The 26,495-nt window shown below is 57.4% G+C and carries 25 protein-coding genes; 8 read left to right on the top strand and 17 right to left on the bottom strand.

All coding sequences use genetic code 11. The features are described from left to right. Positions 1–8 precede the first annotated feature (8 nt). The 5 genes from atpD to ACXADZ_RS14275 all read right to left on the bottom strand — a co-directional run bounded on the left by atpD (position 9) and on the right by ACXADZ_RS14275 (position 5,479). A complete protein-coding gene (atpD, locus tag ACXADZ_RS14255; RefSeq protein WP_171091734.1) occupies positions 9–1,433 on the bottom strand; it encodes a F0F1 ATP synthase subunit beta in 1,425 nt (474 codons plus the stop codon). An 18-nt stretch (positions 1,434–1,451) separates the two neighbouring features. After that, a complete protein-coding gene (locus ACXADZ_RS14260) occupies positions 1,452–2,330 on the bottom strand; it encodes a F0F1 ATP synthase subunit gamma (RefSeq protein ID WP_475197312.1) in 879 nt (292 codons plus the stop codon). Between the two features lie 12 nt (positions 2,331–2,342). After that, a complete protein-coding gene (atpA, locus tag ACXADZ_RS14265; RefSeq protein WP_171091738.1) occupies positions 2,343–3,881 on the bottom strand; it encodes a F0F1 ATP synthase subunit alpha in 1,539 nt (512 codons plus the stop codon). Continuing rightward, a complete protein-coding gene (locus tag ACXADZ_RS14270; RefSeq protein WP_171091740.1) occupies positions 3,882–4,442 on the bottom strand; it encodes a F0F1 ATP synthase subunit delta in 561 nt (186 codons plus the stop codon). It lies immediately after the preceding gene. A 302-nt stretch (positions 4,443–4,744) separates the two neighbouring features. Further along, positions 4,745–5,479, bottom strand: a complete 735-nt coding sequence (locus ACXADZ_RS14275; RefSeq protein WP_475197314.1) for a class I SAM-dependent methyltransferase — start codon at positions 5,477–5,479, stop codon at positions 4,745–4,747. 43 nt (positions 5,480–5,522) lie between these two features. Between ACXADZ_RS14275 and gloB the strand changes: the two genes are divergently transcribed. From gloB to ACXADZ_RS14290, 3 genes are all read left to right on the top strand, one after another. Next, complete coding sequence (gloB, locus tag ACXADZ_RS14280; protein ID WP_475197316.1) at positions 5,523–6,308, top strand: hydroxyacylglutathione hydrolase; 786 nt, start codon at positions 5,523–5,525, stop codon at positions 6,306–6,308. A gap of 174 nt (positions 6,309–6,482) precedes the next feature. Further along, the gene (gene clpA, locus ACXADZ_RS14285; RefSeq protein ID WP_475197317.1) at positions 6,483–8,807 is read left to right on the top strand and encodes an ATP-dependent Clp protease ATP-binding subunit ClpA; all 2,325 of its coding nucleotides are present in this window, start codon (positions 6,483–6,485) and stop codon (positions 8,805–8,807) included. 137 nt (positions 8,808–8,944) lie between these two features. Beyond that, the gene (locus ACXADZ_RS14290; RefSeq protein WP_475197319.1) at positions 8,945–9,832 is read left to right on the top strand and encodes a YHYH protein; all 888 of its coding nucleotides are present in this window, start codon (positions 8,945–8,947) and stop codon (positions 9,830–9,832) included. Positions 9,833–9,850: 18 nt separating this feature from the next. On the opposite strand, the gene ACXADZ_RS14295 is transcribed toward ACXADZ_RS14290, so the two are convergent. The 4 genes from ACXADZ_RS14295 to ACXADZ_RS14310 all read right to left on the bottom strand — a co-directional run bounded on the left by ACXADZ_RS14295 (position 9,851) and on the right by ACXADZ_RS14310 (position 14,143). Then, a complete protein-coding gene (locus tag ACXADZ_RS14295) occupies positions 9,851–10,507 on the bottom strand; it encodes a BUD32 family EKC/KEOPS complex subunit (protein ID WP_475197320.1) in 657 nt (218 codons plus the stop codon). 111 nt (positions 10,508–10,618) lie between these two features. Next, positions 10,619–12,361, bottom strand: a complete 1,743-nt coding sequence (locus tag ACXADZ_RS14300) for a peptidoglycan -binding protein (RefSeq protein WP_475197322.1) — start codon at positions 12,359–12,361, stop codon at positions 10,619–10,621. A 3-nt stretch (positions 12,362–12,364) separates the two neighbouring features. Further along, positions 12,365–13,543 (bottom strand): biopolymer transporter ExbB, encoded by a 1,179-nt coding sequence (locus tag ACXADZ_RS14305; protein ID WP_475197323.1) that lies wholly within the window; start codon positions 13,541–13,543, stop codon positions 12,365–12,367. 69 nt (positions 13,544–13,612) lie between these two features. After that, entirely contained in the window at positions 13,613–14,143 is a 531-nt protein-coding gene (locus ACXADZ_RS14310) for a gamma-glutamylcyclotransferase (protein ID WP_171091757.1), read from the bottom strand. 67 nt (positions 14,144–14,210) lie between these two features. Here ACXADZ_RS14310 and ACXADZ_RS14315 point away from each other — a divergent pair, with 67 nt between their 5' ends. After that, on the top strand, positions 14,211–15,212 hold the full coding sequence (locus tag ACXADZ_RS14315; protein WP_475197326.1) for a DUF2125 domain-containing protein: 1,002 nt from the start codon (positions 14,211–14,213) through the stop codon (positions 15,210–15,212). Here ACXADZ_RS14315 and ACXADZ_RS14320 read toward each other — a convergent pair. The 4 genes from ACXADZ_RS14320 to ACXADZ_RS14335 all read right to left on the bottom strand — a co-directional run bounded on the left by ACXADZ_RS14320 (position 15,209) and on the right by ACXADZ_RS14335 (position 19,492). Next, entirely contained in the window at positions 15,209–16,012 is an 804-nt protein-coding gene (locus tag ACXADZ_RS14320) for an extensin-like domain-containing protein (RefSeq protein WP_475197327.1), read from the bottom strand. The two genes, ACXADZ_RS14315 and ACXADZ_RS14320, sit on opposite strands and share 4 nt — an antisense overlap. Continuing rightward, the gene (locus ACXADZ_RS14325; protein WP_475197329.1) at positions 16,009–16,929 is read right to left on the bottom strand and encodes a prephenate/arogenate dehydrogenase family protein; all 921 of its coding nucleotides are present in this window, start codon (positions 16,927–16,929) and stop codon (positions 16,009–16,011) included. The genes ACXADZ_RS14320 and ACXADZ_RS14325 overlap by 4 nt, the downstream gene beginning before the upstream one ends. Further along, complete coding sequence (hisC, locus tag ACXADZ_RS14330) at positions 16,926–18,011, bottom strand: histidinol-phosphate transaminase (RefSeq protein ID WP_475197331.1); 1,086 nt, start codon at positions 18,009–18,011, stop codon at positions 16,926–16,928. Before hisC ends, ACXADZ_RS14325 begins: the two co-directional genes overlap by 4 nt. 65 nt (positions 18,012–18,076) lie before the next feature. Then, positions 18,077–19,492: an aminotransferase class V-fold PLP-dependent enzyme gene (locus ACXADZ_RS14335; protein ID WP_475197332.1), complete on the bottom strand. Its 1,416-nt coding sequence runs from the start codon at positions 19,490–19,492 to the stop codon at positions 18,077–18,079. A 102-nt stretch (positions 19,493–19,594) separates the two neighbouring features. Between ACXADZ_RS14335 and ACXADZ_RS14340 the strand changes: the two genes are divergently transcribed. Then, positions 19,595–20,056, top strand: coding sequence for an Lrp/AsnC family transcriptional regulator (locus tag ACXADZ_RS14340; RefSeq protein WP_171091768.1), 462 nt, complete (start codon positions 19,595–19,597; stop codon positions 20,054–20,056). A 3-nt stretch (positions 20,057–20,059) separates the two neighbouring features. Here ACXADZ_RS14340 and ACXADZ_RS14345 read toward each other — a convergent pair whose 3' ends face one another. Next, complete coding sequence (locus ACXADZ_RS14345; protein ID WP_475197335.1) at positions 20,060–20,884, bottom strand: SDR family oxidoreductase; 825 nt, start codon at positions 20,882–20,884, stop codon at positions 20,060–20,062. Between the two features lie 146 nt (positions 20,885–21,030). Here ACXADZ_RS14345 and ACXADZ_RS14350 point away from each other — a divergent pair, with 146 nt between their 5' ends. After that, entirely contained in the window at positions 21,031–21,933 is a 903-nt protein-coding gene (locus ACXADZ_RS14350; RefSeq protein ID WP_475197337.1) for an AraC family transcriptional regulator, read from the top strand. Between the two features lie 51 nt (positions 21,934–21,984). Here ACXADZ_RS14350 and rpsD read toward each other — a convergent pair whose 3' ends face one another. Together rpsD and ACXADZ_RS14360 are read right to left on the bottom strand one after the other, a co-directional pair. Then, complete coding sequence (rpsD, locus tag ACXADZ_RS14355) at positions 21,985–22,605, bottom strand: 30S ribosomal protein S4 (protein WP_171091779.1); 621 nt, start codon at positions 22,603–22,605, stop codon at positions 21,985–21,987. A 264-nt stretch (positions 22,606–22,869) separates the two neighbouring features. Beyond that, a complete protein-coding gene (locus ACXADZ_RS14360) occupies positions 22,870–23,334 on the bottom strand; it encodes a hypothetical protein (RefSeq protein WP_171669453.1) in 465 nt (154 codons plus the stop codon). 351 nt (positions 23,335–23,685) lie between these two features. Between ACXADZ_RS14360 and ACXADZ_RS14365 the strand changes: the two genes are divergently transcribed. Continuing rightward, the gene (locus tag ACXADZ_RS14365; RefSeq protein WP_475197340.1) at positions 23,686–24,450 is read left to right on the top strand and encodes a DUF3299 domain-containing protein; all 765 of its coding nucleotides are present in this window, start codon (positions 23,686–23,688) and stop codon (positions 24,448–24,450) included. Between the two features lie 125 nt (positions 24,451–24,575). Here the strand turns inward: ACXADZ_RS14365 and ACXADZ_RS14370 are convergent, their stop codons facing one another. Beyond that, on the bottom strand, positions 24,576–25,409 hold the full coding sequence (locus tag ACXADZ_RS14370) for an AraC family transcriptional regulator (protein WP_475197342.1): 834 nt from the start codon (positions 25,407–25,409) through the stop codon (positions 24,576–24,578). A gap of 121 nt (positions 25,410–25,530) precedes the next feature. Between ACXADZ_RS14370 and ACXADZ_RS14375 the strand changes: the two genes are divergently transcribed. Next, positions 25,531–26,493 (top strand): acetyl-CoA carboxylase carboxyltransferase subunit alpha, encoded by a 963-nt coding sequence (locus ACXADZ_RS14375; protein ID WP_171669451.1) that lies wholly within the window; start codon positions 25,531–25,533, stop codon positions 26,491–26,493. Positions 26,494–26,495 lie beyond the last annotated feature (2 nt).

Consider the following 26,495-nt stretch of genomic DNA (forward strand, 5'->3'; position numbering starts at 1 on the left):
GATACTCCTTAGGCGGCTTCTGCTGCCATCTTCTCGGCTTTGGCGATCACTTCTTCGATGCCGCCAACCATCAGGAAGGCCGCTTCGGGCAGGTGATCGTATTCGCCAGCAACGACCGCTTTGAACGACGCGATGGTGACATCCAGAGGAACCTGGACGCCGGGCGAACCGGTGAAGACTTCGGCCACGTCGAACGGCTGCGACAGGAAGCGTTCGATCTTACGGGCACGGGCCACGGTCAGTTTGTCTTCTTCCGACAGTTCGTCCATGCCGAGGATGGCGATGATGTCCTGCAGCGACTTGTAGCGCTGGAGGATCTGCTGAACGTCGGTCGCAACTGCGTAGTGCTCTTCGCCAACGATGGCCGGGTCGAGCAGGCGCGAGGTCGAGTCGAGCGGGTCAACCGCGGGGTAGATACCTTTTTCCGAGATCGCACGGTTCAGAACGGTGGTCGCGTCCAAGTGAGCGAACGAGGTTGCTGGCGCAGGGTCGGTAAGGTCGTCCGCAGGCACGTAGATCGCCTGCACCGAGGTGATCGAGCCCGATTTGGTCGAGGTGATGCGTTCCTGCAGCGCGCCCATGTCGGTCGCCAATGTCGGCTGGTAGCCCACCGCCGAAGGAATACGACCCAGCAGAGCCGAAACCTCGGAACCCGCCTGTGTGAAGCGGAAGATGTTGTCGACGAAGAACAGAACGTCGGTACCGGACTGGTCACGGAACTGCTCGGCCAGGGTCAGACCGGTCAGAGCAACACGTGCACGCGCACCCGGAGGTTCGTTCATCTGACCGTAAACCAGGGCCACTTGGCTTTCCGACAGGTTGTCCGGCTTGATAACGTTCGATTCGATCATCTCGTGGTACAGGTCGTTCCCTTCACGGGTCCGTTCACCAACACCCGCGAACACCGAGAAGCCCGAGTGCACTTTTGCGATGTTGTTGATCAGTTCCATGATCAGAACGGTTTTACCAACGCCGGCGCCGCCGAACAGGCCGATCTTACCGCCTTTGGCGTAAGGGGCCAGCAGGTCAACAACCTTGATGCCGGTCACCAGAACTTCCGATTCAGTCGACTGTTCGTCGAAGGTCGGTGCAGGCTGGTGGATCGCGCGGGCCTCAGATGCTTCAACCGGGCCCTTCTCGTCGATCGGCTCGCCGACAACGTTCAGGATACGGCCCAGGGTGGCGTTACCAACCGGAACCGAGATCGGCGCGCCGGTGTCGGTTACTTCCTCGCCGCGGACCAGACCTTCGGTCGCGTCCATCGCGATGGTACGTACGGTGTTTTCACCCAGGTGCTGAGCAACTTCCAACACCAGGCGCTTGCCGTTGTTGGTGGTTTCCAGCGCGTTCAGAATTTCAGGCAGCGCGTCATCGAACTGCACGTCGACGACGGCCCCGATGATCTGTGTGACTTTGCCTTTTGCATTCGCCATGTTTCGTCTCCGGTTTTCTTACAGCGCTTCGGCGCCGGAAATAATTTCAATCAGCTCGTTGGTGATCACGGCCTGACGCGAGCGGTTGAACTGGATCGTCAGCTTGTCGATCATCTCACCCGCGTTGCGTGTCGCGTTGTCCATCGCGGACATCCGTGCACCCTGTTCAGACGCTCCGTTTTCGAGCAGAGCCGAGAAGATCGCGGTCGCAACCCCCTTGGGCAGCAAGTCGGCCAGGATGGCCTCTTCGCTGGGCTCGTAGTCGAAAATTGCACCGCTGTCGTCACCCGCCGCTTCGTCTTCGAACGACGCGGGAATGACTTGCTGTGCCGTCGGGATCTGGGTCACAACGTTGACGAACTTCGAGTAGAAGATCGTGGCAACGTCGAACTCACCCCCGTCGAAACGAGACAGGATCTCCTTCGCGATGTCTTGCGCGTTGGAATAACCCAGACGCTTGACCTCGCTCAGATCCACATGTCCGACGAACAGATCGCCCAAGTCACGCTTGAGCGCGTCGCGGCCTTTTTTGCCGACGGTCAGAACTTTGACCGACTTGCCTTTGCCGCGCAGCTCTTCCGCTTTGGCGCGGGCAAGCTTGGCGATGTTCGCGTTGAAGCCGCCACACAGGCCGCGTTCAGCTGTCATCACAACCAGCAGATGGACATCATCACTGCCCGTACCACGGAGCAGCTTAGGGGCGCTGTCGCTGCCCCCGACCGAAGCCGCCAGCCCCGCCATCACGGCATTGAACCGTTCGGCATAGGGGCGCGAGGCTTCGGCAGATTCCTGGGCGCGGCGCAGTTTTGCAGCCGCGACCATCTGCATGGCCTTGGTGATCTTGCGGGTCGATTTGACCGACTCGATCCTGTTTTTAAGGTCCTTCAGACTAGGCATCGGAACCTCCTATCAAGCGAAGGTTGCGGCGTATTCGTCGATCGCTGCCTTGATCTTGTCGGACGCATCACCTTTGATCTTCGGATCTTCGTCGGTGAGCCACTTCAGCAGGTCCGCATGTTTGCCACGCAGGTGTGCCAGAAGACCGGCTTCATAGCGGCCAACATCCGAGACTTCGATCTTGTCGAGGTAACCGTTGGTACCTGCGAAGATGACGCAGACGATTTCCGCGTTGGTCAGCGGCGAGTACTGGGGCTGTTTCATCAGCTCGGTCAGACGCGCACCACGGTTCAGCAGCTGCTGAGTTGCGGCGTCGAGGTCCGAACCAAACTGGGCAAAGGCCGCCATTTCGCGGTACTGAGCCAGTTCCAGCTTAACCGGGCCAGCAACCGATTTCATCGCGTTGGTCTGGGCCGACGAACCCACACGAGAAACCGACAGACCGGTGTTCACAGCAGGACGGATGCCCTGATAGAACAGTTCGGTTTCAAGGAAGATCTGACCGTCGGTGATCGAGATCACGTTGGTCGGAATAAACGCCGAAACGTCACCACCCTGAGTTTCGATAACCGGCAGAGCGGTCAGCGAGCCTGCGCCGAAATCTTCGTTCAGCTTCGCCGAACGTTCCAGCAGGCGCGAGTGGAGGTAGAAAACGTCACCCGGATACGCTTCACGTCCGGGCGGACGACGCAGCAGCAGGGACATCTGACGATAGGATACAGCCTGCTTCGACAGGTCATCATAGATGATCAGCGCATGGCGGCCGTTGTCACGGAAGTATTCAGCCATCGCGGTCGCGGCGTAAGGTGCCAGGAATTGCATCGGTGCCGGGTCGGACGCGGTCGCGGCCACAACGATCGAATATTCAATCGCGCCGGACTCTTCCAGTTTCTTCACCAGCTGCGCAACGGTCGAACGCTTCTGACCAATCGCGACATAAACGCAGTACAGTTTCTTCGACTCGTCGTCGCCTGCTGCGTCGTTGTAAACTTTCTGGTTCAGGATGGTGTCCAGAGCAACGGCGGTTTTACCAGTCTGACGGTCACCAATGATCAGTTCCCGCTGGCCACGGCCAATCGGGATCATCGCGTCGACCGATTTCAGGCCGGTTGCCATCGGCTCGTGCACCGATTTGCGCGGGATGATGCCGGGCGCTTTGACGTCTGCAACGCCACGCTTGGACGCGTTGATCGGACCTTTTCCGTCCAGCGGGTTGCCCAGACCGTCAACAACGCGACCCAGCAGCTCGTCACCAATCGGAACGTCCACGATCGAGTTGGTGCGCTTAACAGTGTCACCTTCTTTGATGTCACGGTCAGAACCGAAGATAACGACACCAACGTTGTCGCTTTCCAGGTTCAGGGCCATGCCCATGATGCCACCGGGGAATTCGACCATCTCACCCGCTTGCACGTTGTCCAGGCCGTATACACGGGCAATCCCGTCACCGACGCTCAGCACGCGGCCGATTTCGGCCACTTCGGCTTCCTGACCAAAATTCTTGATCTGGTCCTTCAGGATTGCAGAAATCTCTGCAGCTTGGATTCCCATTTATCCGACCTCTTTCATTGCATTCTGTAGGGAGTTCAGCTTCGAACGGATCGAGCTATCGATCATCTTCGAGCCCACTTTAACGACAAGACCGCCGATGAGGCTTTCATCCACGGTCGCATTGATAGTCACGGTCTTGCCCACACGCTCGGACAGCGTCTTGGACAGTTTTTCCAGTTGTGTTTTGGTCAGCGCCTTGGCCGAGGCAACATCGGCCGTCACTTCGCCACGCTCGTCAGCCAGCATGTCGCGCAGAACCTGAACCAGCTGCGGCACAACAAACAGGCGGCGCTTCTGCGCCATCAGGCCCAGCGTATTCCGCAGAATCGCGTTCAGACCCATTTTGTCGGCAATAGCGGTGATTGCACCTTCCTGCTCGGCGCGGGAAACCAGCGGCGAGGCGATCAGGTCGCGCAACTCTGCGCTGTCGCCCAGTGCTACTGCAAGATCATTGATGCCAGATTCCAGACCTGCGAGGTCTTTGTTCTCTTTTGCGATCTCGAAGATCGCCGTAGCATAGCGCTCGGCAATGCCCGTGGAAATCGAAGCTGGTTCGGACACGTCCACCCTTCCGATATTTGAGGCCCCGAATTCGCGTGCGGCAGCTACCCGGGGGCGTGAAGAAACCCCGTCCATAAAGGGCGGGGATCAAAATCACCGGGGATGTAGCAGAGGTGTTCGAACCAAGCAATACGCTATAGCGGTAACATATTTATCCACAAAACGTTACTTTTCATGCACTTAGCTCAAGTGCGACCGTTTGAACCCGTTGGCTCAGTTGAAAAATGTTACGAATATGCAGGTTTTTGCGATTCCTGTGACTTTTTTCCCGCATTATTGCCGCGTCGGAAAGCCCGTGATTGTCACGCAGGCTTCAACAAGCCGTCCAGTGCCTTAATCGGCTTTTTGACTGCATCTTTGGTCACGCTTCCGCTGGGGGGGCGTATGTGCTTGCTGACCTCAACCATCAGCACACCGCCTGCCATCACAGTGGGAATTCTTTGTCCGGTTTTTTCGATCAAACTTCCGGATTTCAGCCAAAAGCGGCGGAACGAAGGTGGCCGGTACAACGCCGAACAGTGCGCCTCGGGCAGAAAGTGATGCGCCTTAAGCTGGTTTTCCAGCTGCGTGGCTGTGTAAGGACGCCCAAAGCCAAACGGCGTTTTGTCAGTGCGTGACCACAGACCACCGCGGTTGGGAACGATGAACACGGCCCGACCTCCGGGTCCCAAAACACGCCAACATTCATCCAGCAACTGGTTCGGCCTCTCTGACGTTTCCAGCCCATGCATCACAACAAGCTTGTCCACATGACCGGTTTCAACTGGCCAAAGCGTTTCTTCGGTCAGAACAGAGACATTCGGCATCCCCGCAGGCCAGGGCATTACGCCCTGAGGTCCAGGCATCAGCCCAATGACGCGGCGCGCATCGGCCAGGTACGGGCGCAGCAAGGGCACAGCAAAGCCGAATCCGGCCACTGTCTGACCCTTGGCCTCGGGCCAAAGCTCTAACAAACGCCCGCGAATGGCCGCCTGCGCTGCACGCCCCAACGTGCTGCGGTAGTAAAAGTTCCTCAGATCCTGCACATCAAGATGCATTGCGGACATCCGGTCAATCGGCTTAGCTGGGCGCAGTCTAGCAATGAAAGGGCAAAAAGCCATGCCTCTTGAGATCGTTACAATCCCATGCCTGAGCGACAATTACGCCTTTCTGGCCCACGACGCCACAAGTGGCCAAACCGCGTTAATTGACGCCCCCGAGGCTGCACCGATTCTGCAGGCGCTGGATGATAAAGGATGGGCGCTTTCGCATGTGCTTTTGACACATCACCACTGGGATCACGTCGACGGGCTGGCAGGTATTCTGGAAAAACACCCTGCACAGGTTATCGGAGCCGCGGCGGATGCCCATCGCTTACCACCACTGGATCTGCAGGTGACCGAGGGCGACAGCTTTGAAATCGGAGGGGAACCAGTTCAGGTTCTGGATGTATCCGGCCACACTGTGGGGCATGTCGCATACTACATGCCTCAAAGTGCCGCGGTATTCACCGCCGACAGTCTCATGGCGCTGGGCTGTGGTCGTCTGTTCGAGGGCACGCCAGAACAAATGTGGGCATCTTTGAGTAAACTGGCGGCCCTGCCTGATGACACACTGGTATGTTCGGGACACGAATATACACAATCCAATGCAAAATTCGCGATTACCGTCGATCCGGACAACCCGGACCTAGAGGCGCGCATCGCTGACACTGACCGGGCACGAGCAGCCGGAGAGGCCACGGTTCCGTCGATTCTGGCATTGGAAAAGGCCACAAACCCGTTCCTGAGGGCGGCTGACCCGGCGATTCAAGCCCATTTAGGCATGACAGGCGCGAGGCCCGAGGCCGTATTTGCGGAGATCCGGGGTAGAAAAGACCGCTTCTGATGCCTATTTGACCCTCTTCACGGCCACGGTCACAACAAATGTGACTGTCAAGTGAAAGAAAACCCTTGAAGCCGGACGCCGATCAACCAAACTCTAATAGTATGAGGACATGGTTGGGATGGGGTTCCGGCCGCAAGCCCGCCCCCTTCTGACCCAAGACAGAGGAGCACCCGCGTGCCTTCATTCTCGAGCACACTGGAACAAGCCATCCACGCGGCCTTGGCGGCTGCGAATGAACGGCGTCATGAATTTGCAACGCTAGAGCATCTGCTGCTGGCGCTTCTGGAAGAACCCGATGCGGTGCGCGTCATGAAAGCGTGCAGCGTCGATCTGGACGATTTGCGCAGCACTCTGGTGGAATTCATTGACGAGGATCTTTCGAATCTAGTCACGGATATCGACGGATCAGAAGCCGTTCCAACGGCCGCGTTCCAACGCGTGATTCAACGCGCTGCGATCCATGTACAAAGCTCGGGCCGGACCGAAGTGACCGGCGCCAACGTACTGGTCGCCATTTTCGCCGAACGCGAAAGCAATGCCGCCTATTTCCTGCAAGAACAGGACATGACCCGCTACGACGCGGTCAATTTCATCGCTCATGGCGTGGCCAAGGACCCTGCTTATGGCGAAAGCCGCTCGGTTTCGGGCGCAGATCAGGTGGAAGAAGACGCTCAGACAACATCTGGCGAGGCCGAGCAGAAAGAAAGCGCGCTTGGGAAATACTGCGTCGACCTGAACGCGAAATCCCGCGCAGGGGACGTTGATCCGCTGATCGGACGCTCGGCAGAGGTAGAACGCTGTATCCAGGTGCTGTGCCGCCGCCGCAAGAACAACCCTCTGTTGGTTGGCGATCCGGGCGTGGGTAAAACCGCCATCGCCGAAGGTCTTGCGCACAAAATCGTGGCAGGAGAGGCACCTGATGTTCTTGCCAACACCACGATCTACTCACTGGACATGGGCGCGCTGCTGGCCGGAACCCGCTATCGCGGTGATTTCGAAGAACGGTTAAAGGCCGTTGTCACCGAGCTGGAAGATCATCCCGATGCGGTTCTGTTCATTGACGAGATCCACACCGTGATTGGTGCAGGTGCAACATCAGGCGGGGCGATGGATGCCTCGAACCTGCTGAAGCCTGCGCTTCAGGGTGGCAAACTGCGCACCATGGGATCGACCACGTACAAGGAATTCCGTCAACACTTCGAAAAAGACCGCGCGCTGAGCCGACGGTTCCAGAAGATCGACGTGAATGAGCCTTCGGTCGAAGACAGCGTGAAAATCCTGCGGGGTCTGAAGCCCTATTTTGAAGAGCATCACGCGATCAAATACACCGCTGACGCGATCAAAACCGCAGTGGAATTGTCTGCGCGTTACATCAATGACCGCAAGCTGCCGGACAAGGCGATCGACGTCATCGATGAAGCCGGTGCCGCACAACATTTGCTGGCTGAAAGCAAGCGTCGCAAGACCATTGGCGTGAAAGAGATCGAGGCCGTTGTTGCCAAAATCGCCCGTATCCCGCCAAAGAACGTCACCAAAGACGATGCTGAAGTGTTGAAGGACCTAGAAGCTTCGCTGAAGCGCGTGGTCTTTGGTCAGGATCTGGCCATCGAGGCCTTGTCCAGCGCGATCAAACTGGCCCGTGCCGGTCTGCGCGAACCTGAGAAACCCATCGGCAACTACCTGTTCGCGGGTCCGACCGGTGTGGGTAAGACCGAGGTTGCGAAGCAGCTGGCGGATACGCTGGGTGTTGAACTGCTGCGCTTTGACATGTCGGAATACATGGAGAAACACGCAGTCAGCCGCTTGATTGGTGCGCCTCCGGGCTATGTCGGGTTCGATCAGGGTGGTCTTCTGACCGACGGTGTCGACCAGCATCCACATTGTGTATTGCTGCTGGATGAGATCGAGAAAGCACACCCGGATGTGTTCAACATCCTGTTGCAGGTCATGGACCATGGCGAGCTGACGGATCACAACGGACGCACGGTGAACTTCCGCAACGTGGTGCTGATCATGACCTCGAACGCGGGCGCGCAGGAACAGGCCAAGGCAGCCATCGGTTTTGGTCGCGACCGTCGCGAAGGCGAAGACACCGCAGCGATCGAACGCATGTTCACGCCGGAATTCCGCAACCGTCTGGATGCAGTGATCTCGTTCGCACCGCTGCCGAAAGAGGTCATCTTGCAAGTGGTCGAGAAGTTCGTCTTGCAGCTTGAGGCTCAATTGCTGGATCGCGGCGTGACTATTGATCTGACACCCAAAGCCGCCGAATGGCTGGCCAACAAAGGCTACGACGACAAGATGGGTGCGCGTCCGCTGGGCCGTGTCATTCAGGAACACATCAAGAAACCTCTGGCCGAAGAGCTGCTGTTTGGCAAGCTGGCCAAGGGTGGCGTGGTTCGTGTCTCGGTCAAAAAGGGCGACCTGGATCTGGAGATTCTGGGCCCGGATCAGCCGCGCATCCCCGGTGACAAGCCTCCGCTGCTGACGGCAGATTGACCCGAAAACAAAGTGTTAAATAAGCCCGGCGGTCCAAATCGTCGGGCTTTTTTCTATTATTCCCTTAAAGTTCGACGGAACTTCGGTCTTGCTGCGTGAAACTCTCAATAACGAACGCAAAAAGCAGGGTTTGGTTCATGAGCAAGATTTCAGTTGTCTGGGGCGCTGCCTTTGCGCTGTCTGCAGTAGCGGCAATTGCAACAGCACAACACAGGTTCCGCTATCACGACGAGACGGCAACTGAACCTCTAAGATTGGTACCTGCAACTGTTGATCCCGGGGAAAACATTGCCTCGGTGAAAGAGAAAGGCAGCAAGATCAAAGTGACAGGCAACGGAATTCCCGATCATCTGGTTGGCCAGTTTCCAAACCGGGGAAATCCACACCAAATTGAAACGCAGAAGGTTAAGCTCAAGCTTCCAGCGAACCCTACTGCCAAAGGAACCTCCACACCGCTGCGCATGGGTTGGAATTTTGGCGTCTCTCTCAACGGGGTCGTGTTCGACCCACTGGCTGCCGAGTTCTGGCATGGTGACCCGGGATCGGGGTGGTCCTACAACGCGTTGGGCGGTGCTATTGCGCTGGGTTTGGATGCAAATTACGCACATGTTCAGCCGAACGGAAAGTACCACTATCACGGTGTGCCGACCGGGCTGATCGAACTGTTGGGATGGTCCCCTTCAGATCATTCACCCCTGATAGGATATGCCGCTGACGGATTTCCAATCTATGCGATGACTGGAAAAATCGATGGCAAAGTAACTGAAATGAAATCGTCCTATCGCCTGAAGTCCGGAAACAGGCCCGGAGGTTCCCAGCCGAACGGTCGATACGACGGCACTTTTAACGAAGACTATGCATATGCTCAGGGTCACGGCAATTTGGACCAATGCAACGGCGCTTTCACCGTATCAGCCGAGTATCCCAGCGGAACCTATGCCTATTTCCTGACCGAGGATTATCCTGTGGTGCCTCGGTGTTTCATGGGCACACCGGATCAAAGCTTTAAGTTTGGACGACAGTAACGCGAACTGTCGCATCCGTCACCGAATACGCGGGTGACTGTTTCGCACCGCCACAGGATATGGCACCGGCAGCGCTTTTGGTTTCCTGCCCCGCGCCGCAACGTAAGCAGACAGCACACTATAGGCGTAGTATAAGCCCATACCGCCCTGTGCCAGAGATGACAGGGTCGCAATACCCAGGTCGCGGGCTTTGCGAAGCCGACCGGCTTTGGTGGGCGTAAAATACTCAAAATCAATGAAGCGAATTTGACGTCCATCCCAGCACATATCCCGAAACGCCGGGCGCCCATGGACCAGATCCATCGCATGCAGCCTTGCCAGCGCCTGACCAGCAGCACGACAGGCTCTGAGTTTTTCAGTGCTCGTAACTGATTTGTCAGCGCAAACCTTTGTCAAGCTGGCTCCGGCGTCTTGGACAGCGAAGTACCCTTTGCCTTCCGCCACAATTCTGGGGACCGGTGCACCGTAGTTCCACAGGAACCGGTGAGAAGATCGGTCTCTGTCGAAGGCTTGTTCGGGTTTGCCCTTCACCAGCCAGAGATGGGGCGCGAAGCGTTCGATGCGTTTCAGCCAAAATCTGTTTCCTTGTGGGGTTTGGCACAAGGCTACGCGCTGATAAGGGGCTCGCAGGGCGTTACGGACCGCTAAGTGTACATCTGTCGCCTTGTTTGTCACGCACAACTCCAATCAACCTATGGTTTGATATAGGGTTCATGCGCCAATTTTCATCGGCCATAAGATGAAATCCCGTTAAGACAGGCCCGTCTAAGTCACGGATTGGCCGGATTACCGCTCGGTCAGTTTTAGTTCGATCCGGCGGTTCTGCGCGCGGGCTTCGGGTGTGTCAGCTGGATTGACCGGCTGAAACTCACCAAACCCATTGGCGGCCAAACGGTTTGGCGGGATGCCCAGCGCGTCGACCATGTAACGTACCACCGAAAGCGCACGACCCTGGCTGAGCTCCCAGTTGTCGCGGTATCGGCCACTGCCAGCAAGCGGGACGTTGTCGGTGTGGCCATCAACGCGGATCACCCAATTCAATCCGGTCGGAATCTCAGCCGCAACGCTGCGCAGGATGTTTGCGACTTTGGCAACCTCTTGCCGTCCTTCGGTGGACAGCACGGCCGAACCCGTTGGGAACAGAACTTCGGACGAGAACACAAACCGGTCGCCTTCGATCCTTACGCCTTCCTGATCTCCAAGGACATCCCGCAGACGACCGAAGAATTCCGAACGATAGCGTTGAAGGTCTTCTGCCTGCGCTGCCAGTTCTTCATTCTGACCGGCCAGTGCTTCGGCTTCGGCCTCAAGGCGCAGGCGTTCGGCTTCTTCCAACAGGCGGCGGCGGCGTTCTTCAGATGCGGCACGGGCCAGCGCCGCGTTCAGATCCTGCCCCAAAGTTTGGATCTGAATCTCTGCGGCCTCATTCCGCTCTTCAAAATCGTCGAGCAAGGCCTGTAACGACCCCAACTGCCCGCGCAGGGCGGCGATTTGTTGGTTCAACAAGGCCGCCTCGCGTTGTGCCTCGGCCGAGATTTCTTTTTCATCAGACAATGTCGACTCGGCCAATGCCAGAAGAGCCTGACGTTGTTCAGCCAGAGTGCGTTGTTCGTCAGCATCAGCTTGCGCTTGCGTCTGCGCCTGCAACGCGGCTTCAAGCTGAGCCTTCAACGCGTCCGGATCCAGATCGCCGAACCTGCGCTGCAACTCGGCCTGCGCAGCTTGAGCGGCGGCCAGCAGTGTCAGTGTGTCTTCGGCCTCTTGGCGTTGCGCTTCCAATGCAAGGGTCATGGCCGTCAGCTCAGCATCCGCGTCTTGCAGCCGATTTCGCAACGCCTCAGCGGCGGCAGCTTCGGCTAGGCGGGCGGCTTCTTCGTCGCTCAGTTGCTGTTCAAGGGTCGTGATTTGCGCTGCACGTTCCTCACCGCTTTGTTCCAGATCCGCGACCAAAGCTTCCAGCGCTTCGCGACGCGAAGCAGCCAGTCGGGCGGCTTCGGTCTGCGCATCAATTTCTTCACGGCTTTGGGCCAGAGCGAGGTTCAATGCCTCCTGCTCGGACAGCAATTGCTCGCGCTGTGTCTCAAGCGCCGCAATATTGCCCAGCGCCTGTTCCTGTTCAGCCAGCAAAGCAGCAACCTGTGCTTCGAAATCGGTGATCCGCGTCTGAGCTTGGTCTAGCGCCGCGGCCTGCCGGTCGCGTTCGGTGGTCAGCGATGCGATCAGCGATTGCGCTTGGGCCAAATCGTCCTCGGCTTGCGATAAGGTTGTGTTGAGCGCCCCGAGGCGGGCCTGCAGACGGCTGTTCTCACGCTCTTCCAAACCCAGAGCACCAGCAAGCGCCGCAACTTCGTCGGCCAACGTGGTCAGTTCGTCTTCCTGACCCGAGATGGTTTCGCGCAGAACAAACTGGATCACCATGAAGATGGTCAGGACAAAGGTCAGCACCATCAACAGCCCCGTCATCGCATCCACGAATCCGGGCCAGACCGAGCCCTGGAACCGTTGACCGGTGCGGCGGGACAGCGCCATGGATTATTCTCCTTCCGGCGTGGTGCGCACCGCACCGCGCGGCAGAGTCAGGGCCTTGACCAAAAGTTCGATGTCCTTGCGGAACTCGTTCATACTTTCCTGTCGACCCGCTGAAATCTCTTCGAGAATCCGCAGCAATTGCACATCCATCGAACGCAAGCGCATACGGCTTTCGGCATCGATGCCTTCACCTGCACCATGATCGCGCATGTGATCCAAAAGCGCGTCCTGCCCAAGGGCTACGCGCTCCAAAGCCGAAGTGACACTTTCGCTATTGGCTTGGCGATTGTTCATCTCACCGATCACATCAACCAGTTGCCCAAGCTTGGCGGAAACCTCCGCCCTCTCACTTTCCTGAGCGGAAAACAGATCCTGCATCGCGTCCATCTGTTCGGACATGGCATCCAGAACAGGTGTCAGTACGGCGATCTCGGCACCGCCGTCTTCGCCGCTGGCAAATCCAACGCGGGTGATCGATGACAACCATTCCTCAAGCTCGCGATAGAATTGGTTTTGCCCGTGACCCGCAAAGACTTCCAACAGACCAACGATCAAAGACCCGGCCAGACCTAGCAGAGACGAACCAAACGCCACGCCCATGCCCTGCAACTGCGCCTCGAGCCCGGTCATCAGTCGGTTGAAGACGGCCAGACCTTCTTCACCCTCCTGCGGGTTCAAGCTGCGGATGGTGTCGACAATGGCTGGAACGGTTGTCGCTAAACCAAAGAATGTGCCCAAAAGACCCAAGTAGATCAGAACGTTGGTGATATAGCGGGTAATTTCCCGCTCTTCCTCGACCCGCTCAGCCACGGAATCCAGAATGGATCTGGTCGAAGTAGAACTGATCTGAGACCGGGCACCCCGTTCGCGCAGAAGTGACGCCAAGGGGGCCAGCAGTTGCGGTGTGCGGGCGTCTTCGCGTACCACGCCACCGACAAAAGCCTCGATCCAGCGGACGGACCCAATCAGCTGTGTCACCTGATAAAAACACGCAAAAACGCCGATCAGGAAGACCAGCAAGATGAATCCGTTCAGATACGGGTTGGCGAAGAATACCGGCAGCACGTAAGGCAGCGCCAGAAATACACCCAGCCCGGACAGGCCGATTGCCATCAACATCAACAAGATTTGTCGTGTTGGATGCGAGAAATGGGGTCTCGCGCCCTGATGTGCCTGCGCCATGCGCGTGGTTCCCGGTCTTTGCCTGCTCTGCGGCGAATCTAGCGAAATTCCGCGGGTGACGCCAAGAGTTTATGCGGAGATGCTGCGCACCCGTTGCGCCAACCACTCAAGATCGGGGTCGCGCAGACCGATCTCGGCCAGATGTTCGGCGGTATTGTACAGGTATTCGTCGTTGGGACCGCGCCCACCAATCGCGTGGGCGATGATCTGGGCCTGTTCCTCTAACGGCATCCCACCGCAATACTGTACGTGGTCGGCATCGATCACATAGGTGACGGCATTGACGATGTCTCCGGTTTCCAGATGCACATCCAGCATCCGCTCGACATAGGCCGAAGAAATCAGTTCGCGTTCGCGCAACTCGTGCAGGGTGCGGTCTTCGTGGCCAGTTTCAACCGCCAGGGCCAGACCCGTGCAATTTGCGTTTGCCTGCTCGTCCAGCGCCAGCACCAGACCCGGGTTTTCTTCGGTCCCGCGATGGTGGATGGAACTCATGCAGAAGGACCGGGCAAAACCGTGCAACGTTGCGCGTTCGCTGCGCGCCACCGGAAAGCCCGGATTCCACAGCAGCGATCCATATCCGAATACCCACATCGTCATTGCACTGGTCCTTGCCTGTTTCGGCCTATAAACATCAAATCCGAGGCAGGAAAAAGGGCCAAAGCTCATGCGTCGTCTATTACGAGTGTTCATCTTTATCGCCGTTCTGTGGAGCGCATATTGGTTCATTGCCGGATATGGGTTGCGCAATGCCATCACCGGTTGGTTTGATCAGCAGCAAGAGCTGGGCTGGCAAGCGGACTTCTCGGACGCTGCCACGGCGGGTTATCCGACCCACCACACGACACGGTTGAACAATCCAGCCCTTGCCGACCCAGTAACGGGCACCGCCTGGAGCGCAGATTGGATTGAATTTGAAAGCCCCGCGATCTGGCCCGGGCGTCAGATCCTGCGCTTTGCCGATACACCGCAGCGCCTGTCTTACTTTGACCAGACCGCAACGATCGAGGCAGACGCGCTGCAGGCGCACTTGCAATTGCGGCCCGGCGTCGCGCTGGTTTTGGAAAAAATGGCACTGACAGCAGGCCCCTGGTCCATTACCGAGAACGCGCAGGCTTTGGCCGCAGGCGGAACGCTGGAACTGCTGATGGAACAAACCGCAACCCCCGAGGCTTATAGCATGGTTGTTCGCGTGGATGGCTTCACGCCCGGTGATGACCTGCGCAACCTTATGGAATCCGCCACTTCGCTACCGCAGTCCTTCGACACGCTGGAATTGGATATGGTGGCAGCATTCGACAAGCCCTGGGACCGGTCCGCGCTGGAACAGGGTCGTCCTCAACCGGTCAGGATCGACCTAAAGCTCGCCGAGGCCAAGTGGGGTGGGCTCAGGTTGTTTGCAACCGGTGCGCTGGATGTGGATACGCAAGGAATCCCAACGGGAGAGATTGCGGTCAAAGCGGAAAATTGGCGGGACATGATCGCCATGGCTAATGCAGCGGGTGCCTTGCCGGACCAAGCTGTCGATCCGGTTACGCGCGCGCTCAACTTTATGGCTGGGCTAGGTGGAAACCCGAATGCACTGGACTTGCGGTTAAACTTCCGCGACGGGTTTGTGGCACTTGGACCTTTGCCCTTGGGACCTGCCCCGCGCTTGATCCTGCGTTAGCGACAATAAGGTCCGCTGCGGTAGCGGGCCGTGTCCAGATGGAAATGATCCCGGTGATAGCGATCTGAATTCGGCCCCAGAACGGTGCCAAATGGCCCACACGCGCCGCGCCAGATTTTCTTGAGTTGTTTCTGCGAGGGGTTCTTGCGCCAACCGTTTAGAACGGTCACCACCTCTCCATCTGCCATTTTGAACCCAGATATATCGATCGCGCGCCCCTTGCCATGCTCAGATATCCGCGCGCCTTTTCGATTGTTACGCGTCCGACAGGCGTAATGGGCAGCCACTTGCAATTCGATCACAGGGCCACGACGTTTGAAGGTAGGCTTGACCGTTTTGTCGACCCATTTGTTCAGCGCAATCGCGGTGCCGCAATCCATTGTCGAAGGACGGCTGAGCACGACGCCCGAAACCGAAGTGATCTGAACTGCATCTTTAACGCCACAAGCTGAGCTTTTTTTGCCGACCCGACCCACGGGTTTGCCCTGAATTGCGATGTCACCGCAAACTGAGCTTTTCCGCAGCTTGCGCTTTTTGAACAGCACCTCTTGTTCCAGCCATTTGGGGCGCATCAAGGGTCTGAGCGGCAGATCCGACGGGCGCATTGCGGCGGCTGTGACCTGCGGTGCAATCGGGCGAGGCATCGGCCGCACTGTGGGTTGAGAAGCGGCTGGCAAGGCCGTCTGGTCCGACGCCGGGCGCGACAAAGGCACAAGGGATTGTTCCAAAGGCGCAGCCTGTGACGTCATAGCCGCAGCAGCCAAAACCCCGATCAGAACGTGCCTCCAGCCTAGCTTCATGAACCCGCTTTCCCTCGTCCGAAGTCCGGAGCATCCGTGTCCTGCCCCGCATCGATAATGCCGCGACGAATAGCACGGGTGCGGGTGAAGTAGTCAAACAAATGCTCTCCGTCGCCGGTCCGGATGGCCCGTTGCAGCGCAAATAGCTCTTCGGTGAAGCGGCCCAGAATTTCCAGCGTCGCATCCTTGTTGGACAGGAAAACATCCCGCCACATGGTCGGGTCGGATGCTGCGATGCGGGTGAAGTCCCGGAAACCGGCGGCCGAATATTTAATGACTTCGCTGTCGGTTACGCGTCGCAGATCGTCCGCCACGCCAACCATTGTATAGGCAATCAGGTGCGGCGCATGAGAGGTCACGGCCAACACCAGATCATGGTGACCTGCATCCATTTCATCGACGTTTGACCCCATGCCTTCCCACAACGCACGTAGGCGGGCAATCGCCTCGGGGTCCGAGTTCTCGACCGGGACCAGCAGACACCAGCGGTTGTCAAATAGTTCTGCAAAGCCAGATTCCGGGCCGGAATGTTCGGTCCCTGCCAACGGGTGTGCCGGGATAAAATGCACGGCTTCGGGGATGTGCGGCTGCACAGCGTTGATCACGTGGCGCTTGACCGATCCGACATCCGATACTGTCGCGCCGGGTTTCAAAACGGGTGCAATCTCTTCTGCGACAGCCCCCATCGCCCCAACCGGGACACAGAGTACAATCAGATCGGCGCCCTCAACGGCCTCTTGCACGGTATCGCACACGCGGTCGCAAAGTCCGATCCTGCGCGCAGTGTCTCGCGTGGCCTCGGACCGGGCATAGCCTGTGACTTCACCGGCCAGCCCTGCCCTTTTGATGGCCCAGAACATGGACGAAGCAATCAGGCCCAGCCCGATCAGCGCAACACGGTCGTAAATCTGGCTCATGCTGCGCCCTTCTTAAATGCAGTGATCGCCGCAACCACTCGGCGGCAGGCTTCTTCGTCGCCGACGGTGATCCGCAAGGCGTTCGGCAGGTTGTAGCCCGCAACCCGGCGGACAATCAAACCCTGCGTTTTGAGGTAGTCGTCGCAGGCTTCTGCCTCGGCCTGATCAGCAAACCGTGCAAGGATGAAATTGGTGCAGGACGGGTCAGAGGGCACGCCGATCTTGGCAAGTTCCTCTGCCAACCACACACGCAGACGTGCGTTCTCCGATTGGCAAAAGGACAGAAACTCGACGTGGTTCACCGCAGCCTCTGCCGCTGCCAAAGCAGTGAGTGACAGGTTGAATGGCTGGCGCACCCGGTTCAGCACATCGATAATTGATTGGTGCGCATAGCCCCAGCCAACCCGCATTCCACCCAGCCCGTAAACTTTGGAAAAAGTTCGGGTCATGATGACATTCTCATAGGCGTCCACAAGCGATGCACCGCCGTCGAACCCATCCACAAACTCGGCATAGGCCCCGTCCAGAACCATCAGGCAAGTGTCAGGCAGCCCCTGTGCAAGCCGTTCCAGTTCGTCATTCGAGATCATGGTCGAGGTCGGATTGCCCGGGTTGGTAACAAACACGATCCGCGTCTGCCCTGTCACTGCCGACAGAATGGCATCCACATCCACCTTGCGGTCACGCTCGGCTACCATGACCGGCGTCGCGCCCGCCATACGGGCGATGATTGGGTACATCGAGAACCCGTGCTCGGTGTAAATCACCTCATCCCCCGGCCCCGCATAGGCCTGAGCGATGAATTGCAACACCTCGTCGCTGCCGACACCGCAGATGATCCGCGCCGGGTCCAGCCCGTGGCGCGCGCCGATTGCTGCGCGCAGGCTTGCGTGGTCGGTGCTGGGATAACGATGCAACGTGGCAGCACTGTCGCGTACCGCCTCAATCGCCTTGGGGCTTGGCCCGAACGGGTTTTCGTTCGAGCTCAGCTTGATCACATGCTCCACCCCGGCCACATGCGACTGGCCGCCCTGATAGAGCGCGATGTCCATAATGCCGGGTTGAGGGGTGATCTTGGTCATTGAGAGGCTCCGTTGAATGGGCCTCTCATACCTGTCTCAACGGGTTGAGAAAAGCGGCAATTCCATCATGCGGCTTTGAAGCGCGCGGTCGCCGGGTCGGCATCGTAATACGGCGCAAATTCCTCGGTCCGGCGGGACAGGTCATTAACGCTATCGATGATGAACTGTACCGTTTCCTCGCTCATCAGATACGAGAAATTCAGCCGCACCCAGCCGGGCTTCTTCATCTCTTCCCCCGCAGACAAGGCCGCGTGCAATGCCTCTGAGGCTTTACGATCAATACCCAGCAAGCGATGCGCGTATGGCCCTGCGCAGGCACAGCCACCGCGCGCCTGAATACCATAGATGTCGCTGAGCATCCGGGTGAACAGCTGCTGATGCACCGGTTGTCCAGCATTGTCGCGAACAAGGAACGAGAAGATCGGCAAGCGATGCGGGTTATCGACCCCAAGCAAAGTCAGGTGCGGGTTGTCCTGCCAAACTTCCAGAGCCATCTGGTTGAACTGCGCCTCGCGCTCGGCAATTTCCTTTGTTCCAATCACATCCTTCACGATGAACGCCAGCGCCGCACGGATGTCTCCGATCACATTCGGCGTTCCGGCCTCTTCCCGCGTTGACAGATCGGCGCTGTAATCGTGGCGCCAGGGCGATACAAAACTGACGGTGCCGCCACCTGGCCAGCTTGGGCAATCGCGCTGCACAGCAGTTTGATTTACGACCAAAACACCCGATGCGCCCGGACCACCCGGGAACTTGTGTGGCGACACCACAATCGCATCCTTGCGGGCATCTGCTGGCCCCATATCCATCGGCAGATACGGCCCACCGCCGGCATAGTCCCACACGGCCAAAGCCCCATGTGCCTTGAGCAAACGCGTTACGGGATCAGGGTCGGTTATGATGCCGGTCACGTTGGACGCCGCTGAGAATGACCCGATTAACAGATCGGCATCTGCATGAGCCTCAAGAGCAGATTCCAGCGCTTGCAGATCTACAGCCCCACCTTCGCCTTCAGGGACTTCGACCACCTGCGCCTTGCTCTCGCGCCATGGCAGAATGTTTGAATGGTGTTCGTAAGGTCCGATTAAAACAACCGGCTGGTCAGCCTCTTCCACTCCCAACAAACTGACCAACCGGTTGAGCCCCGCCGTGGCACCGGACCCGGTGAAGATCACCGCGTCTTCTCCCCTCGCACCAATAAGGCGGGCTATCTCATTGCGCGCCTCGCGACGCAGACGTGTCATGTAAGAACCGCAGTAGGAGGCCTCGGTATGGCTGTTCGCGTAGAACGGCAACACATGCTGCGCGACATAGTCTTCGACCTGCCGCAAGGCACGGCCCGAAGCGACGTAATCCGCATAGACAAGCGGTACGTCCCCAAGCAGACCCGGGATCAGAACATTTTCTCCGATCAACCCATCGCGCAGGTTGGAATTGTGAGTGGTCGAACAAAGATCCGCACGAAATTTGGACAGGGTCATGGCATGGGCTCCTAACTGCCCAACCAATGTGATTTATTCGCACCGGGGAAACTTCACCTATCTTTGCGTAGATTTCGAAAATTTTGTGTCATATGATCAAGTATGACTTCAAAATTAGATCAAATTGACACGCGCATTCTGAAAGAACTGCAAAAGGACGCCACCCTATCCCAACGGGAATTGGCAGATCGCGTTGGTCTTTCTCAAAATGCCTGCTGGCGGCGATTGAAGGCCCTCAACGAAGATGGCGTCCTGATTGGATCCACCGCTCGTATCGCGCGCGAGAAACTAGGGCTGAGCTTAGTGGTCTTTGTCATGCTGCGCACACGGCATCATTCGGCCGAATGGCTTCAGGCGTTTCGCAGCCATGTTCTGACAATTCCAGAAGTCGTGGATTTTCACCGCATTGGCGGCGATTACGATTACCAGTTGAAAGTCGTCACTGAAGATATGGCGTCTTATGACAAGGTCTACCAACGCCTGATCGAAAAGGTCGAACTGGACAGTGTGACCTCGTATTTCGCGATGGAAGCGATCGCCGAAGGGCGACCGCTGCCGATCTAGACCTCAGGCCAGCCCGAGCATTGTTTTCATTCCACCGATGAAGGTTGCATCGTCCAGCGCCTTGCGGTTGTCGAGATATTCGACCGCATCTTCGCCCGCGCGATACCGCAAGGTGTCAGTCCCATCGGTCACCGCTTCCCAGATCACGTCGGCCACAACGCTGGGTGGTGAGGTGCGCGATGCCATCTCTTCAGAGCCCCAAGTGCCGAACAGGGCCTGAACCACCGGCTGGTATTCCGTCATACTTTCATCATTAACGAAATCAAACGAGCGGCCGCCGAAATCTGTGGCGATCAGCCCGGGCTCGACAATCTTGACCTTGATGCCAGCCGCAGCGAGTTCGTAGTGCAGCGACTCTGACAGACCTTCGACTGCGAACTTCGTGCCGTGATACAGCGCCCCAAGCGGGAAGGTGATCTGACCGCCGATGGAAGAAATGTTCACGATGCAGCCAGACCCGTTTGCCCGCATATGCGGCAATACCGCTTTGGTTACGGCCAGCAGACCGACGACGTTGGTGTCAAATTGCCGGCGAATGCGGTCCAACGGGAACGCCTCCAACGGCCCATAGGCCCCATACCCCGCATTGTTCAGCAGAACATCGATCTGGCCGAACCGCGCGATCCCGTCTGCAACGGCCGTTGTGATCGAAGCTTCGTCGGTTACGTCCAGACGCGTAACCAGAACGTTTTCCAATTGCGAAAGCTCGGTTTCCTTTTCCGGGCTGCGCATGGTGGCAATGACGTTCCAACCTTGCTTTTGAAACCGTAGAGCCGTGACTTTGCCGATACCAGACGACGCGCCGGTGATGAGGATGGTCTGTGCCATGATCTTTCTCCGAAGTGATTAGCCTGCCCGAGACATATGCTGTTCTTCCATTCCGCGCCTGCCAAATTCTCCGCATTACTTGCCTAATTCTCCAGCTTTTCGGAATTCTACTGGTCGCCAAGTTTTCCACTAATTATACTGAGCACATGAGACAGACCAACCTGAGTCAATCCGAACTGATCACGGAAATCTGCAATTTTGTAGCAGAAGAAGCAGAAGACGCGCCGTTTTACCCGACTGCGCTCGAAGGCTTTGCACTTCTGCACGACGTTAAAACCAAGTCCATCGAAGCACAGGTTTATGAACCTATTGTCTGCCTGGTTCTACAAGGGCAGAAAGAAACACGTATTGGCAATCGGCTTATCCATTTCGGAGCCGGGGACTCCCTGATCGTCAGCCATTCAGTTCCCGTCATGGCAGCCGTCACTGAAGCCAGCCGTCAGGCACCCTATGTCGGCCTCGTTCTTTCACTCGATCTGTCCACCTTGCGCAGCCTATATGATGAGGTCGGATCCACCCCCGGAAAAATTGAAGCGGCGCATAGCCTGGCTGCATCCCAAGCCTCACCCGATCTGATCGATGCTATGACCCGCCTGTTTCGCGCCAGCCAGAGCCCGATCGAGGCAAAGGTTCTGGCCCCAATGATCAGCCGTGAGATCCATTACAGGTTGCTACAGGCCGATCACGGCGGAATGCTGCGGCAAATGCTATGGCGCGACAGTGCAGCCAGCCGGATCGCGCGGGTCATTGACGTTATCCAGACGGATTTCAAAACCTCACTGCCCGTGTCCGAGCTTGCGCAAATTGCAGGCATGAGCGTTTCAGCTTTTCACACGCATTTCAAAGAGGTGACCGCCAGATCACCACTGCAATACCAAAAAGAACTCAGATTGCTGGAGGCGCGCCGCCTACTGTCTCATGGATCGTTCAGTGTTTCGCAAGCGGCCTTTGACGTGGGGTATGAAAGCCCGACCCAATTCAGCCGCGAGTACTCCCGCAAGTTCGGTGTTTCTCCACGGCAAGACCTTAAAGCGCAAAGCGCGGCATAAAAAAAGGCCGCGCAACTTGCGCGGCCTCGAAATTCTTGGTGTCGGCGAAGATTAGTTCTTCGCGTAGAATTCGACGACCAGGTTCGGTTCCATCATCACCGGATAAGGCACATCGCTCAGGCCCGGTGCGCGGACGAAAGTCGCGGTCATTTTCGAGTGGTCAGCGTCGATGTAATCGGGCACGTCCCGCTCGGCCAGAGCAGCAGCTTCCAAAACGATGGCCAGTTGCTTGGACTTGTCACGCACTTCGATCACGTCACCTTCTTTGACGCGGTAGCTGGGGATGTTGACCCGCTTACCGTTCACTTTGACGTGGCCGTGGTTCACGAACTGACGTGCAGCAAACACGGTCGGAACGAACTTGGCGCGGTAGACAACGGCGTCCAGGCGGCGCTCCAGCAGACCGATCAGGTTTTCACCGGTGTCGCCTTTGACACGCTCGGCTTCAGCATAAATGCGGCGGAACTGCTTCTCGGTAAGGTCGCCATAGTAGCCTTTCAGCTTCTGCTTGGCGCGCAGCTGCAGACCGAAGTCCGACAGTTTGCCCTTACGGCGCTGGCCGTGCTGGCCGGGGCCGTATTCACGACGGTTGATCGGGGATTTCGGACGACCCCAGATGTTTTCGCCCATCCGGCGGTCGATTTTGTACTTGGCAGACGTGCGTTTGGTCACGGCTGATCTCCTTCGTTTTGAACGAAGCCCTAAAGGGCCACTATGAAGGGCGTTGTCCTCTTGAGGTTTCCCCCATGACAGGCATCCCCTTGCGGGGGCCACCAACACCAATGAAGCCGCGCTTATATCCGCAGAGTTCACAGAGTCAATAAGCGAAATCAGAAAGGGATGTAGCTAAGTGCAAACGCATCAGTAGCTAAGTGCAAACGCATCAAAAGAGTGCGGCCCGTAACCGGCCAGCGGAAAGCCGGGTGGCGATTGGGCTTAGGTCTGCCGCGATGCGGCCTGACGTGGAAAGCTTACAACTGTCGAGTCATAAGTAGGCTGAGCAAATGTTGATGCAGCGAAGTCATTTACTTCGCTGACCCAAAATGCCTGATCCCGTGGCGGACATCCGTCGACAAACACAAATGTCGGGTCAATTTCGCCCTCTTGTACGACCAGATCCGCTCTGAACCGCTGTGCACCGTTGGTCAACACGACTGAGCCGCACACGTCTCCGGTAACATCACGAACAACGGCAAACCGATCCTTTGTCACAGATGTGATCGCACCTGCACTGCCGGATCGCTCAATTGCCTGCTCGACGTCATTCGTCAGGAAAACGGCCTGACCCCGCCAGGACCACGCTGCTCCAACGACCAGAAACGCCCAAGGCGGCGCTTCGAGCTCATCAAGCTCTGTCTGCTTCCATGAAATGGCTATTTGACCGTTTGCACCGGCTCTCATCTGCCCACTCGCACTTTTTACCACCCCAACACTAATCCAACGCTTATCAGCACAAATTTCGGCGGAAAAGAGACAGAATTGCAGCATTCACGAGAATGTTGCATATGTGAATCACAACCCTGTGAAGTGCGCCCAAAGTTTTGCTGCAGCGTCAAAGGCTTCGTGACAAATTCCCTTTGCAAGCCGAATTGCATAGATGTTTCCAACAAATATCCAATTGATACCCGAGACCCCGGAAAACGCTGATCCACGCGCGCGCGGCAAGTGACATCACAAATACAGAAGCAACCTACAAGACTGCGCTGGAATGGCCTAAGACTATTCTAACGATGATCGTTTCGGAGAAGGTGCATGCGGAACTGGCTCAGGTATGCAACCATGGCCGCGCTGGCCTTTGCAACGCAACCCTCGCTCGCGGCATCCGGAATTGCGCTTGAATGGTCTGACCTTCCCGACCCCTCCGCGCAGGTGTTTGAAGACCCTTTTCGCGACCTCAGCGCTGAGCAGATGGACGACCTACAGTTTGCCGTACGCTTACGGGTCAGGTTGCAACAAAATACCGGCAGCGCTGAAGAACGCATCAAATGGCAAGAGTTGCTGAACGAGACAGAAGCCGCGCTGGCACAAGATCAGATTGATGTCGACTGGATGCTGAACCAGCGCGAGGCTGTCATCCAGAGGCGCACAGTTGCGGGAACAGCCGGTAACCCATTGCATGATGGTCAAACCATCACTCTGGACGGTTTTGCGATTCCCGCGCCACCGGACGCAGATGGTCATCCTGTCGCTTATCTGGTGCCCGAGCCAGGTATGTGTAGCCACAGGCCCCCGCCACCGCCAAACCAGATGATCCGCGTGCTGCTGAACGACGACTGGACACCGACCTACTACCACGAACCGGTCCGCTTGACCGGGATGCTGTCGATTGCACCCACAGAAGAGCAGATGGTGGTTGTGGATGGCCTGATGCCGATGCGCGCGACCTTTCTGCTGGAAGTTGATCAGGCCAATCCACTGGCCTCACCTGAAGAAAATCTGGAATGGAATGAAACCCTGATGGATCGTATCCGCGCGGCAGATCATCGTAAGACCGGAGGCTTAGGGGAAAGCGATTGATCGATCGACACAAGCCTTAAGGAAGCGCCTTTGCCGCGCGTTTCTATTTCGGAGTGAAATGCCAGAAACTTCAAAGAAAGAGAAACCGACAGGGCCCCAAACGAACCCTGCCGAATCGTCGTAGATCACTTCAAAGGTAAGCAGATCTCGGTCAGCAAATCCTCGGGCGCTGTATCGCGCGGATCGTTGAGGTAAATCTCGTAACAAGGTTGATCCGCAGGTTCTTCACCAGACTCCGGCAGCCAATTACCGAACAGGCTGTGATAGGCCGCCGCGATCCCTGAATATGGCCCTTTGTAGGTCAGCACAGCCGTCTTGCCGCCGGGTATCGATAGTTCGTCCAGACCTTCTGGGGTTTCTTCGCCCCGATACTCAGCTCCTGCATAGCTGCGCAGTTGATCTTCTGGCACGTCATCGGGGCTATCAAAATACATCGCAAGCACAGGCCCAATCTGCGGCCAAAGCTGACGGGATTCGCACATTGCCCCAAACGCTTCAAAGCTTTTGCCGATCTCGGAATAGGCCCCTTTATGCGGCAGCGCGACGACGCGGCGGGCGGGTTCAGTACGTGTGGTAACAGGATGCATCGGATATCCTCCGGTTTTGAAATCAGGATGAGCAGGCCGAAATTGACCCGCCTTGCGAAAGGCAGCGGGGTTGCTGCCATAAGCCTCAGAAAAGGCGCGCGCAAAGGAACTTGGATTGGGATATCCGACAGATAACGCGATATCAGAAATCGCCCTATCTGACTGTACCAGCCATGTGGCGGCACGGTGCAGGCGCACCCGGCGCACCGCCTGTGCACAGGTTTCACCGGTCAGGGCGCGAAACACCCGGTGCCAGTGAAACCGTGACATCGCCGCCACGTCAGCAAGCACATCCAAAGACAGGTCCCCGGCGGGGTTGTCATGGATATACGCCAGTACGCGCAACACGCGGTCTTCATAGCTGGTGGGCATCCGTGTCGTTCCTTCTTGCTGCCAATCCGTAGTCGCATATCCCCAGCCCACAAATCTTGCTGAGTTGCATCCCGGCGAACGTCAGGTCATATAGCAAAGAACTTCCGCGTTGAGAGGCGTCATGACCCAGTATCTGGATTTCGAAAAACCGCTGGCCGAGATTGAAGGCAAAGCTGAAGAGCTGCGCGCGCTGGCCCGCGCAAACGAAGAAATGGACGTAGCTGAAGAAGCTGCCGCTCTGGACGCCAAAGCCTCCAAGCTGCTGGACGAGCTTTATGCCGATCTGACCCCCTGGCGGAAATGCCAGGTGGCGCGTCACCCGGAACGTCCGCATTGTAACGACTACGTGGATGCGTTGTTTACTGAATTCACGCCGCTGGCAGGTGACCGCAACTTTGCAGACGATCTGGCCGTGATTGGTGGCCTGGCACGATTCAACGATAAGCCGGTGATGGTGATTGGGCACGAAAAAGGCTCGGACACCAAATCGCGGATTGAGCGTAATTTCGGCATGGCCCGGCCAGAAGGGTATCGCAAGGCCGTTCGCCTGATGGAGATGGCCGGACGTTTTGGACTGCCGGTCATCACCTTGATCGATACTGCCGGCGCCTACCCCGGCAAAGGGGCCGAGGAACGCGGCCAATCAGAAGCCATCGCGCGTTCAACTGAGATGTGTCTGAAGATTGGCGTGCCCTTGGTTTCTGTCATCATTGGTGAAGGTGGGTCAGGCGGCGCTGTGGCATTTGCGACGGCAAACCGCGTCGCGATGTTGGAACACTCGGTCTATTCGGTGATTTCGCCCGAAGGCTGCGCATCGATCTTGTGGAAAGACGCTGAAAAGATGCGCGAAGCCGCCGAAGCTCTTCGTTTGACCGCGCAGGACCTTTATAAGCTGGGCGTGTGCGACCGGATTATCACTGAACCCAAAGGCGGCGCGCATCGCGACCGTCCGGCAGCCGTGGAAGCCGTACGCTCGGCCATCACCGCCATGCTGCAAGAGCTGGACGGCAAGGATGCAGCGGCCCTGATTCAGGACCGCCGTCAGAAATTCCTGGATATCGGTTCAAAAGGGCTGGCGGCGTAACC

The organism is Ruegeria sp. ABM4_193 (assembly GCF_056158705.1).

What these genes read in the sequence shown, in the direction of transcription:
- atpD (WP_171091734.1), bottom strand. Translation starts at nt 1,433, where the DNA reads ATGGCGAATGCAAAAGGCAAAGTCACACAGATCATCGGGGCCGTCGTC.
- ACXADZ_RS14260 (WP_475197312.1), bottom strand. Translation starts at nt 2,330, where the DNA reads ATGCCTAGTCTGAAGGACCTTAAAAACAGGATCGAGTCGGTCAAATCG.
- atpA (WP_171091738.1), bottom strand. Translation starts at nt 3,881, where the DNA reads ATGGGAATCCAAGCTGCAGAGATTTCTGCAATCCTGAAGGACCAGATC.
- ACXADZ_RS14275 (WP_475197314.1), bottom strand. Translation starts at nt 5,479, where the DNA reads ATGCATCTTGATGTGCAGGATCTGAGGAACTTTTACTACCGCAGCACG.
- gloB (WP_475197316.1), top strand. Translation starts at nt 5,523, where the DNA reads ATGAAAGGGCAAAAAGCCATGCCTCTTGAGATCGTTACAATCCCATGC.
- ACXADZ_RS14290 (WP_475197319.1), top strand. Translation starts at nt 8,945, where the DNA reads ATGAGCAAGATTTCAGTTGTCTGGGGCGCTGCCTTTGCGCTGTCTGCA.
- ACXADZ_RS14300 (WP_475197322.1), bottom strand. Translation starts at nt 12,361, where the DNA reads ATGGCGCTGTCCCGCCGCACCGGTCAACGGTTCCAGGGCTCGGTCTGG.
- ACXADZ_RS14305 (WP_475197323.1), bottom strand. Translation starts at nt 13,543, where the DNA reads ATGGCGCAGGCACATCAGGGCGCGAGACCCCATTTCTCGCATCCAACA.
- ACXADZ_RS14310 (WP_171091757.1), bottom strand. Translation starts at nt 14,143, where the DNA reads ATGACGATGTGGGTATTCGGATATGGATCGCTGCTGTGGAATCCGGGC.
- ACXADZ_RS14315 (WP_475197326.1), top strand. Translation starts at nt 14,211, where the DNA reads ATGCGTCGTCTATTACGAGTGTTCATCTTTATCGCCGTTCTGTGGAGC.
- ACXADZ_RS14320 (WP_475197327.1), bottom strand. Translation starts at nt 16,012, where the DNA reads ATGAAGCTAGGCTGGAGGCACGTTCTGATCGGGGTTTTGGCTGCTGCG.
- ACXADZ_RS14325 (WP_475197329.1), bottom strand. Translation starts at nt 16,929, where the DNA reads ATGAGCCAGATTTACGACCGTGTTGCGCTGATCGGGCTGGGCCTGATT.
- hisC (WP_475197331.1), bottom strand. Translation starts at nt 18,011, where the DNA reads ATGACCAAGATCACCCCTCAACCCGGCATTATGGACATCGCGCTCTAT.
- ACXADZ_RS14335 (WP_475197332.1), bottom strand. Translation starts at nt 19,492, where the DNA reads ATGACCCTGTCCAAATTTCGTGCGGATCTTTGTTCGACCACTCACAAT.
- ACXADZ_RS14340 (WP_171091768.1), top strand. Translation starts at nt 19,595, where the DNA reads ATGACTTCAAAATTAGATCAAATTGACACGCGCATTCTGAAAGAACTG.
- ACXADZ_RS14345 (WP_475197335.1), bottom strand. Translation starts at nt 20,884, where the DNA reads ATGGCACAGACCATCCTCATCACCGGCGCGTCGTCTGGTATCGGCAAA.
- ACXADZ_RS14350 (WP_475197337.1), top strand. Translation starts at nt 21,031, where the DNA reads ATGAGACAGACCAACCTGAGTCAATCCGAACTGATCACGGAAATCTGC.
- ACXADZ_RS14360 (WP_171669453.1), bottom strand. Translation starts at nt 23,334, where the DNA reads ATGAGAGCCGGTGCAAACGGTCAAATAGCCATTTCATGGAAGCAGACA.
- ACXADZ_RS14365 (WP_475197340.1), top strand. Translation starts at nt 23,686, where the DNA reads ATGCGGAACTGGCTCAGGTATGCAACCATGGCCGCGCTGGCCTTTGCA.
- ACXADZ_RS14370 (WP_475197342.1), bottom strand. Translation starts at nt 25,409, where the DNA reads ATGCCCACCAGCTATGAAGACCGCGTGTTGCGCGTACTGGCGTATATC.
- ACXADZ_RS14375 (WP_171669451.1), top strand. Translation starts at nt 25,531, where the DNA reads ATGACCCAGTATCTGGATTTCGAAAAACCGCTGGCCGAGATTGAAGGC.